Raw genomic sequence first — 9,651 nt, 5'->3', positions numbered from 1 at the left:
TTTAAAAAACTTTGTAAAAGCGGTTTACAGTACATATAAGCATATGTATAATATGATTCATAAACAAAAATTAAATAAGTTTTGATGAGGCGCATCAATCATTAGTAAATTTTAGAAGAACCTGTCTGCTAGCAGCTAATTTTGAAAGGGTGAGATGCCGAAACAGTTATAATAGCAGCTTATAACAAGTTGGACTTTATGGTTAAGAGCTAAGAGTCTGTCATTATTTTAAAATAATGGAGTGCATCACTTGTATATAAATTATAGAACAGGTTCGCATTCCGGACTTGTTCTTTTTTATATCACTGTGATTCTCCCCTATCAAATGAGGAGGATATGGAATTGGAAAGAAGTGTTTTGAAATTTGGAGGTTCTTCAGTAAGTGATTTTACTAAAATTAAAAATATAGCAGGCATGTTAAAAACAAGAGTTGATGAAGGTGAGCAACTTATCGTTGTTGTAAGTGCAATGGGTAAAACAACAGATGAGCTGATGGCTAATGTTTCAACACTTACTACGACACCAAAAGATCAAGAATTGGCTCTGTTATTAACAACTGGTGAACAACAGACCGTTTCCTATTTATCGATGGTATTAAATGACATCGGTATAAATGCAAAAGCGATGACTGGATATCAAGCAGGAATCAAAACGGTTGGTCACCATTTAAAAAGTAAAATTGCTGAAATCGACCCAAGTACATTTGAACAAGCTTTTGAAAGTAACGATGTACTAGTGGTAGCAGGATTTCAAGGGGTAAATGATGAATTAGAAGTAACTACCTTAGGTCGTGGTGGCTCAGATACCACTGCTGTAGCTTTAGCTGCAAGTAACCAAACGACTTGTGAGATATATACTGATGTAGATGGTGTATATGCGACTGACCCACGGGTTTACAAAGATGCGAAACGTCTGTCGTATGTTTCGTATGAAGAAATGATGGAAATGAGCGCTTTAGGGGCAGGCGTACTTGAAACGAGAAGCGTTGAATTAGCGAAAAATTATAACATCCCCTTGTATTTAGGAAGAACTTTATCAAATGTGAAAGGAACATGGATTATGTCACAAGCAGAATTATTAGAAAAAAAAGCAGTTACTGGTGTTGCATTAGATAAACATATGCAACATGTTACAATTAGTTATCCCCTACCGGATAATAGATTACTGACAGATTTATTCAACCATTTAGAAGAAGGATCAGTCAATGTCGATATGATTTCTCAAATCGTTAATTTGGAAGGGTTACAAATGTCTTTCACGATAAAAGATACAGATGCTGTCCAAATAACAAACATCTTAGATGACTTAAAAGAAAGGTTTAATGCTTTAGACTTCAAGATAAATGAGGGATACGTTAAACTTTCATTAATTGGTTCTGGTATGAGAGATATGTCTGGTGTTGCTTCAAAAGCATTTATAACATTGATTGAAAATGATATTGCATTTTATCAAACCACCACATCCGAAATAAGTATTTCATGTGTAATAGATTCTGAAAATGGTGAACGCGCAGTTCATGCCTTGTATCAAACTTTTGATATCTGAATTTTCTAAATATAATTAATTTTAGCAAACTTATTAAAATGAAAATGGAGTGTATAATATATGACAAAATTAGCAATAGCAGGCGCAACTGGTTTAGTTGGAAGAAAAATGTTAGAAACAGTAGATCGTAAAAACATATCATTTGATGAATTAGTATTGTTTTCTTCAGCGCGTTCAGCAGGAGAAGAAATTGAATTTCAAGGCAAAACATATACGGTTAAAGAATTAACTGAAGAAGCTGCAAGTGAACATTATGATTATGTTTTAATGAGTGCCGGTGGAAGTACCAGTGCCCATTTCTCCCCTATTTTTGAACAAGCTGGTGCCATTGTTATTGATAATTCTAGTCAATGGAGAATGGTAGATGACATTGATTTAATTGTACCTGAAGTTAATGAACCTGTATTAAAAAGAAAAATCATCGCTAATCCAAATTGCTCTACTATTCAATCGGTTGTACCTTTAAAAGTATTGCAAGAAGCATTTGGATTAGAACGTGTAGCTTATACAACATACCAAGCCGTTTCAGGGTCTGGTGTAAAAGGCAGACAAGATTTATCTGAAGGTGCGAATGGTAAAGCACCTGAAGCATATCCACATCCTATTTATAATAACGTTTTACCACATATCGATAGTTTTTTAGAAAATGGGTATACAAAAGAAGAACAAAAAATGATTGATGAGACAAGAAAAATTTTAAAAGATGAAGATTTGAAAGTAACAGCAACTTGTGTGCGTGTGCCTGTTCAAGATAGTCACAGTGTGCATATGAGCGTTACGCTTGAAAGCGAAAGTTCAGTACAAGCAATTCAGCAGCTTTTTGACAATGATGGACGTGTCGTACTGATTGATAATCCAGAACAAAATGAATATCCACTAGCGATAAATGCAACTGGTAAGGATGAAATATTTGTTGGTAGAATTCGTCGAGATGATTCATTAGATAATACTTTCCATGTGTGGTGTACTTCAGATAACTTACTAAAAGGTGCTGCTTTAAATGCAGTGCAAGTTTTAGAACAAGTAATGAGTTTGAAAGGAGTAAGATAAAATGGGACATATTTTTGAAGGTGTAGGTGTTGCTTTGACAACACCTTTCACACACAACGAAGTTGATTTAAACGCCCTTAGAAGACATGTAAAATATTTATTAGAAAATAATGCGAAATGTATCGTGGTTAACGGTACAACAGCCGAAAACCCTACATTAACTGATGAAGAAAAAGATCAAGTATTAGAGACAGTTGTTAATTATGTAGATGGCAAAGTACCAGTGATTGCTGGCACAGGTACGAATAATACTCAAAAATCTATCCAAGCTTCAGTACGTGCGAGAGAAATTGGTGCAGATGGTATTATGTTAATCACGCCTTACTACAATAAAACAAATCAACGTGGATTGATTGAACACTTTACAACGATAGCTAATGCAGTAAAATTACCTGTCATTTTGTATAATGTACCTTCACGTACGAATATGACTATTAATCCAGAAACGGTTGAAACATTAAGTGATAATGAATATATTGTAGCGATAAAAGATGCTACTAATGATTTTGAATATATGGATGAATTGAAAAAACGTTTAGATTTAAATCATTTTGCTTTGTATAGCGGTAATGATGATAATGTGGTAGATTATTTTGAAAAAGGTGGTAACGGTGTCATTTCTGTCGCTGCAAATGTAATTCCTAATGCATTCCAGTCATTATTCGATGCAAAACAAAGTGGAAAAGATATCAATTCACAATTTCAACCTATACAAACGCTATTAGATGGATTAGCTGTTGATGTTAACCCTATTCCTATCAAAGCATTAACAGCCGTTGAAGGGTTTGGTAATTATGAAGTACGCCTTCCACTAGTGAAACTGCAAGATGCAGAACGTCAAACGTTAGAAGAAGCATACGAACAATTTAAAGCAGGTGACAATACATGAACATTGTTTTAATAGGCTATGGTGCCATGAATCAACGTGTAGCAAGATTAGCTGAAGCAAAAGGACATCAAATTGAAGGTGTGATTGTACCTAATTCATCTAAATCATACCCTTATCCAACGTTCCAACGTATTTCAGACGTTAAAGATGCCGATGTTGCAATTGATTTTTCAAATCCAGAGTTATTGTTGCCTTTATTAGATGATGAATTTAATTTGCCATTAGTTATCGCAACAACTGGAGAAAAAGAAAAAATTATTGCAAAATTAAAAGAATTAAGTAGTAAAATGCCAGTATTTTTCAGTGCAAATATGAGTTATGGAGTTCATGCTTTAACTAAAATTTTGGAAGCTGCAGTTCCCCTACTTCAAGATTTTGACATTGAACTAACTGAAGCACATCATAATAAAAAAGTGGACGCACCCAGTGGTACATTAGTAAAGCTTTATGATGTCATTGAGTCATTACGTGAAAAAACAACGCCAGTATACGACAGACATGAGTTAGATGAAAAACGTACACAAGATGAAATTGGTATCCATTCAATACGTGGTGGTACGATTGTTGGTGAACATGATGTGTTATTTGCAGGTACTGATGAAACAATAGAAATCACCCATCGTGCTCAATCAAAAGATATTTTTGCCAATGGAGCGATTGGTGCAGCAGAAAAATTAATTAATAAATCAAATGATTTTTATACATTTGATAATTTATAACTTTTAAGGAGCGAAAAAATTATGGTACAACATTTAACGGCAGAAGAAATTATTCAATATATAAGTGATGCAAAGAAATCTACACCTCTTAAAGTTTATGTGAATGGTAAGTTCGATAAAGTAACATTTCCTGATAACTTTAAAGTGTTTGGTGGACCTGACTCTAAAGTAATCTTTTGTGAAGCGGATGATTGGAAACAATTTTATGAAAAAAATCAATCAGCGATTGATGAATTAGAAGTTGAGATGGATCGTCGTAATTCAGCAATTCCATTGAAAGATTTAACTAATACGAATGCACGTATAGAACCTGGTGCATTTATTCGTGAACAAGCTACGATTGAAGATGGTGCAGTGATTATGATGGGTGCTACGATCAATATTGGTGCTGTAGTCGGCGAAGGAACGATGGTTGACATGAACGCAACACTTGGTGGTCGTGCTACTACAGGTAAAAACGTTCACGTTGGAGCTGGTGCAGTATTAGCTGGCGTAATTGAACCACCTAGTGCATCACCTGTGATCATTGAAGATGACGTACTCATTGGTGCAAATGCTGTAATACTTGAAGGTGTTCGCGTTGGTGAAGGCTCTATTGTTGCAGCTGGTGCAATCGTTACGCAAGATGTCCCTGCCGGATCTGTGGTTGCTGGAACACCAGCAAAAGTAATTAAGCAAACAAGTGAAGTTGAAGATTCAAAAAGAGAAATCGTTTCAGCACTAAGAAAATTAAACGATTAATACTGAATTAAGAAGATAGATCATAAAAACTGAAATTTTAATGTTTGTAGGAGGTTTTAGACGATATAACATTTTATTATTAATGTATTCATTTATTTTAATGTATATATTAATTTGTAACTATAAAATCGTCTAACCTCCTTTTTATACATAAATAAGCATTTTTTATATTAATACATATTATAATAACTAAAAGGATTTGATTTTAATGAATGAGTTAGAATTTGTTACAACGCATAGACGTCATTTGCATCAACATCCAGAATTAAGCCTCCATGAATTTGAAACCACTAAATATATTGCAACATTTTTAGATGAACTAGGTGTCCAATACGATCGTCCATTGGAAACAGGTTTGATTGCTTATCTACCAGGTAATGGTAATCATACGATTGCTTATCGCGCAGACATAGATGCTTTGCCTATCTATGAAGAAAATGATGTCTCTTATCGAAGTAAAACAGATCATGTCATGCACGCATGTGGACATGATGGGCATACAACTGCATTAATGTTATTTGTTAAACGTTGTAAGTCTATGGCTGATCAAGGCACATTGCCTCAAAATATTGTATTTATCTTTCAACCAGCTGAAGAAACAGGAGGTGGCGCAAACCGTTTAATTCGTGCAGGCGCTTTTGATAAATACCCTATCGAAGCTATATTTGGTATCCACGTGATGCCTTTTGAAGATGAAGGTCGAGTTGTAATTCGTGATGAAGAAATTACAGCAAGTGCTACAGAGTATCGTTTTTATTTAACTGGTCTATCAAGTCATGTTGCGGATAAAGAACAAGGACATTCTGCTGGAGAAGCGCTGCAGCATGTTTTAAGTCAAGTGGGGCAGATACAACAATTCCATTTAAATGGCTTAAAGAGAAATATTGTACATATGGGTCATTTTGAAGCCGGAGAAGCCATAAACACAGTACCAAGCAATGGCTATTTAGAAGGCACTATTAGAACTTATGATGTCCATGATTTGGAAACTGTGAAACTGCAAATGCACAAAATTGCTGAAAGTGTAAAATTGTTATTTGACGTTGATTGTGAAGTGAAATTTGAAGAAGGCTATCCACCAACATATAATTCACCTGAATTACGTAAACATATTGAAAATGGTCTCAACATCGCTAACTTAACAATAGTTGATAAACCTACACCTTACTTATTTGGCGAGGATTTCAGCTTTTATAGTCAACTTGCACCTAGTTATTTTATTTTTGTCGGTGTACGAGACGAGACAAAAGGTTTTGTCACAGGTTTGCATACTGCCCTTTTAAATTTTAATGAACATATGTTGATTAAAATTGCAGATTATTATGAAGCGATTTTAAAATCCTATAGTGAGGTGGAATCACAATGACCGCAGTTTGGTTTGTTGACACTCAACGATTTTACAATAATGTGCTTAAAGTAATCCAAAATAATCAAATTATGGCAGTAGTTAAAAATAATGCCTATCATTATGGGTTGGAGTTTGCAGTACAGCAATTTTTAGAAGCTGGTATTAATACTTTTAGTACGACATCCTTAAGAGAAGCAGTTCGCATAAGACAATTAGCCCCTAATGCAACGATTTTCTTAATGAATGCAGTATATGAATTTGATAAAGTGCGAGATTATCAAATTCAAATGACCCTACCCTCGTTAAATTTCTATTATGAACATATTGAAGATTTACAAGGTATTCAAGTTCATTTAGAATTTGAAAATTTACTGCATCGCTCAGGTTTGAAGAGTATAGATGAAATAAAAGAAGTGTTGCACCATCATATGAAAGATGAAAGTAAAGATAAAATGCGTATTACAGGTTTATGGACTCACTTTGGATATGCAGATGAATTTGATGTATCAGAATATCATGAAGAGCGTAAAGCTTGGTTAGAGATTGTTAACGCATTATTAGACGAAGGTTATCACTTTGAAATGATACATGCACAAAACAGTGCAAGTTATTATAGGGAAAACGGTGTGTTTGATAACCATACACATGCGCGCGTTGGCATTGCGCTTTACGGTTCTAGACCTTATCAAACGATTGATGTAAATGAGATTGAACAATCACTGACCGTTAAAGGTAATGTTATCCAAGTTCGTGAAGTAAATGAGGGTGATTATTGTGGCTATAGTTTTGCATTCGAAGCTACGCATAATCACACAAAATTAGCAGTAGTTGATATTGGCTATGGAGATGGTATTCTTAAATCAAGAGCAAAACATGAGGCACTTATCAACGGCAAGCGTTACCCTATTCGTGCGTTGATGATGAGCCATATGTTTGTTGAAGTTGATAACAACGTGCATGCACAAGATGAAGTAATATTATATAATAATGATATTCGTGTTGACGAGTTTACATTTAAAGGTGTTGGCGCGAATTCTGAACAATTAAGTGCAATGAATCACGACTCACTAATAAAGGAGTATAGATAAATTATGGTAGTAGAATATAATGATCGTGGCGAGTTAACAATGGGAGGTACAAGTCTTAAAACAATAGCTCAAAGTTTCGGAACCCCTACTATTGTTTACGATGAACATCAAATCAGATCACAAATGCAACGATTTCACACTGCTTTTCAGAAAAGTGGATTAAACTATAACATTTCATATGCTTCTAAAGCATTTACTTGTCTACAAATGGTGAAATTAGTACAAGAAGAAGGTCTTGAACTTGATGTAGTATCTGAAGGAGAATTGTATACAGCATTGGAAGCCGGTTTTGACCCACAGCATATACATTTTCATGGTAACAACAAGACAAAGCATGAGTTACAGTATGCTTTAGAAAGCAAAGTTGGCTATATCGTTATTGATGCATTAGAAGAAATAGAACTCATAGATAAATATGCGAGTGAAACGGTAAATGTCGTATTACGTTTAAATCCTGGTGTTGAAGCCCATACACATGAATTTATTCAAACTGGTCAGGAAGATAGTAAATTTGGTTTGTCAATTAAACATGGATTGGCAAATCAAGCAGTTGAAAAAGTAAAAAACACGAAACATTTAAATTTAAAAGGTGTTCACTTTCATGTAGGATCGCAAATTGAAGGCACAGAAGCGATGATTGAAACAGCAAAAATAGTAATTCAATGGTTAAAAGAAAATGCTATAGAGGTTGAACTGATTAACTTAGGTGGTGGTTTCAGTATTAAATATGTTGAAGGTGATGTAAGTTTCCCTATCGAAACTGGAATTTCAGAAATTACTGATGCGATAAAAGAATTTTCAACTGAATTTAACTACCCTCTTCCAGAAATTGGAATAGAACCTGGTAGATCTATAGTTGGAGAAGCCGGTATAACATTATATGAAGTAGGTACAATCAAAGAGATTCCCAATGTTAACAAATATGTATCAGTTGATGGTGGGATGAGTGATCATATTCGTACTGCATTATATGATGCTCAGTATGAAGCATTATTAGTTAATAGAAATGAACCAAATGATGAAACTGTAACAATAGCTGGAAAACTTTGTGAGTCTGGAGATATTATAATTAAGGATGCTAAGTTACCTAGTACCGTTAAACGCGGTGATTATCTAGCTGTTTTATCAACAGGTGCTTATCATTATTCCATGGCATCTAATTACAATCAAATGCAAAAACCGTCAGTATTCTTTCTAAAAGATAGTAAAGCTAGAGAAGTTATAAAAAGACAATCATTGCGACAATTAATCATAAATGATACAAAATAACTTGTTAATAATATAAAGAATCAATCATAATTAAAGCTCTTTTTAAAGTACTCGATTAACGAGTATTCACTTTAAAAAGAGCTTTTTAAATTACATTTTAAAATTTATATATTAAAAAAAGAACCTTTAACAAGGTTCTTTTTATAGTCAATATTGCAATCTATATTATAGTTTTACAACGTTTGCAGCTTGAGGACCGCGGTCGCCTTCAACTACTTCAAATTCAACTGATTGACCTTCTTCTAATGATTTGTAACCTTCTTGGTTAATCGCTGAGAAGTGTACGAATACATCGTTTTCTCCTTCTACTTCGATAAAACCAAATCCTTTTTCAGCGTTAAACCATTTTACTGTACCTTGTTTCATAAATGTGAAACCTCCAAGACTAATATTCATTCAATATGCATTATTCGCATATTACAAAAAATACAATTTCACAGTGTAAATCTGTCTTACAATATTCTTTGCAATATGGAATAAAACAATTGCTTGACTCATATTATAAGCCATAATAGCTGAAAATGCAATGCAATTGTGAAAAAACAATTTCTTAAACAATCGGTAATTTATAATAAACTTCATTATTATTTAAAACAATATAACTATAAAAAATCTGTAAATCTTCATCACAATCTTCACAAAATCCTAATTCGCAATTATTATAAAATGCATGAATATTGTATTTACCAACCAGAAAATTGTCATAGTGCTTTTTACTATTTTCAATGATAGATTGATAGTAATTTAGCATCTTTTCATAGTTTTCAAAATGATATTGTTCCACGATATGATCAGTCCAGTCACTAAATAACCACCAGCCTTCGTAATCAGCCCGAATTTTTGCAACTGTCCACATGTAAATTACACCCTTTCACTTTCAACTTCATACTTGCTCTTATCAAATAAATCATTGTAATGATCATCATTATATTAATCATGATTTATTACGTTTATTTTGAATTATTTGTATATAATTTTATATATTGTCTATATATTATGTAA

10 protein-coding genes and 1 riboswitch are annotated in these 9,651 nt (G+C 33.6%); of the genes, 8 read left to right on the top strand and 2 right to left on the bottom strand.

Features of this window, described 5'->3' with window-relative positions:
• Positions 1–76: 76 nt before the first annotated feature.
• Positions 77–255, top strand: a riboswitch (Lysine riboswitch).
• 81 nt (positions 256–336) lie between these two features.
• The 8 genes from CD150_RS11705 to lysA all read left to right on the top strand — a co-directional run bounded on the left by CD150_RS11705 (position 337) and on the right by lysA (position 8,649).
• Positions 337–1,545 carry an aspartate kinase gene (locus tag CD150_RS11705; protein WP_174894772.1) on the top strand — a complete coding sequence of 403 codons (1,209 nt, stop codon included), beginning with the start codon at positions 337–339 and terminating at the stop codon, positions 1,543–1,545.
• A gap of 60 nt (positions 1,546–1,605) precedes the next feature.
• Positions 1,606–2,595 (top strand): aspartate-semialdehyde dehydrogenase, encoded by a 990-nt coding sequence (locus tag CD150_RS11700; RefSeq protein WP_073342145.1) that lies wholly within the window; start codon positions 1,606–1,608, stop codon positions 2,593–2,595.
• A gap of 1 nt (position 2,596) precedes the next feature.
• Entirely contained in the window at positions 2,597–3,484 is an 888-nt protein-coding gene (gene dapA / locus CD150_RS11695) for a 4-hydroxy-tetrahydrodipicolinate synthase (RefSeq protein WP_073342142.1), read from the top strand.
• Complete coding sequence (dapB, locus tag CD150_RS11690; RefSeq protein ID WP_046208295.1) at positions 3,481–4,203, top strand: 4-hydroxy-tetrahydrodipicolinate reductase; 723 nt, start codon at positions 3,481–3,483, stop codon at positions 4,201–4,203. Before dapA ends, dapB begins: the two co-directional genes overlap by 4 nt.
• Positions 4,204–4,224: 21 nt before the next feature.
• Entirely contained in the window at positions 4,225–4,944 is a 720-nt protein-coding gene (gene dapD / locus CD150_RS11685) for a 2,3,4,5-tetrahydropyridine-2,6-dicarboxylate N-acetyltransferase (RefSeq protein ID WP_064208971.1), read from the top strand.
• Between the two features lie 208 nt (positions 4,945–5,152).
• Positions 5,153–6,310, top strand: a complete 1,158-nt coding sequence (locus tag CD150_RS11680; protein ID WP_046208293.1) for an amidohydrolase — start codon at positions 5,153–5,155, stop codon at positions 6,308–6,310.
• Complete coding sequence (locus CD150_RS11675) at positions 6,307–7,380, top strand: alanine racemase (protein WP_073342136.1); 1,074 nt, start codon at positions 6,307–6,309, stop codon at positions 7,378–7,380. Before CD150_RS11680 ends, CD150_RS11675 begins: the two co-directional genes overlap by 4 nt.
• A gap of 3 nt (positions 7,381–7,383) precedes the next feature.
• Entirely contained in the window at positions 7,384–8,649 is a 1,266-nt protein-coding gene (lysA, locus tag CD150_RS11670; RefSeq protein ID WP_064208968.1) for a diaminopimelate decarboxylase, read from the top strand.
• Positions 8,650–8,814: 165 nt separating this feature from the next.
• On the opposite strand, the gene cspA is transcribed toward lysA, so the two are convergent.
• Positions 8,815–9,015: a cold shock protein CspA gene (gene cspA, locus CD150_RS11665; protein WP_001831260.1), complete on the bottom strand. Its 201-nt coding sequence runs from the start codon at positions 9,013–9,015 to the stop codon at positions 8,815–8,817.
• Between the two features lie 184 nt (positions 9,016–9,199).
• Complete coding sequence (msaA, locus tag CD150_RS11660; protein WP_019468786.1) at positions 9,200–9,505, bottom strand: regulatory protein MsaA; 306 nt, start codon at positions 9,503–9,505, stop codon at positions 9,200–9,202.
• Positions 9,506–9,651 lie beyond the last annotated feature (146 nt).

Source organism: Staphylococcus ureilyticus, assembly GCF_002902235.1.
Taxonomy (GTDB): domain Bacteria; phylum Bacillota; class Bacilli; order Staphylococcales; family Staphylococcaceae; genus Staphylococcus; species Staphylococcus ureilyticus.
The sequence above is the reverse complement of the archived record's forward strand: the minus strand, read 5'-3'. Positions and strand labels throughout refer to the sequence as shown.

Coding starts and splice junctions, on each gene's coding strand:
- CD150_RS11705 (WP_174894772.1), top strand. CDS start 337: ATGGAATTGGAAAGAAGTGTTTTGAAATTTGGAGGTTCTTCAGTAAGT.
- CD150_RS11700 (WP_073342145.1), top strand. CDS start 1,606: ATGACAAAATTAGCAATAGCAGGCGCAACTGGTTTAGTTGGAAGAAAA.
- dapA (WP_073342142.1), top strand. CDS start 2,597: ATGGGACATATTTTTGAAGGTGTAGGTGTTGCTTTGACAACACCTTTC.
- dapB (WP_046208295.1), top strand. CDS start 3,481: ATGAACATTGTTTTAATAGGCTATGGTGCCATGAATCAACGTGTAGCA.
- dapD (WP_064208971.1), top strand. CDS start 4,225: ATGGTACAACATTTAACGGCAGAAGAAATTATTCAATATATAAGTGAT.
- CD150_RS11680 (WP_046208293.1), top strand. CDS start 5,153: ATGAATGAGTTAGAATTTGTTACAACGCATAGACGTCATTTGCATCAA.
- CD150_RS11675 (WP_073342136.1), top strand. CDS start 6,307: ATGACCGCAGTTTGGTTTGTTGACACTCAACGATTTTACAATAATGTG.
- lysA (WP_064208968.1), top strand. CDS start 7,384: ATGGTAGTAGAATATAATGATCGTGGCGAGTTAACAATGGGAGGTACA.
- cspA (WP_001831260.1), bottom strand. CDS start 9,015: ATGAAACAAGGTACAGTAAAATGGTTTAACGCTGAAAAAGGATTTGGT.
- msaA (WP_019468786.1), bottom strand. CDS start 9,505: ATGTGGACAGTTGCAAAAATTCGGGCTGATTACGAAGGCTGGTGGTTA.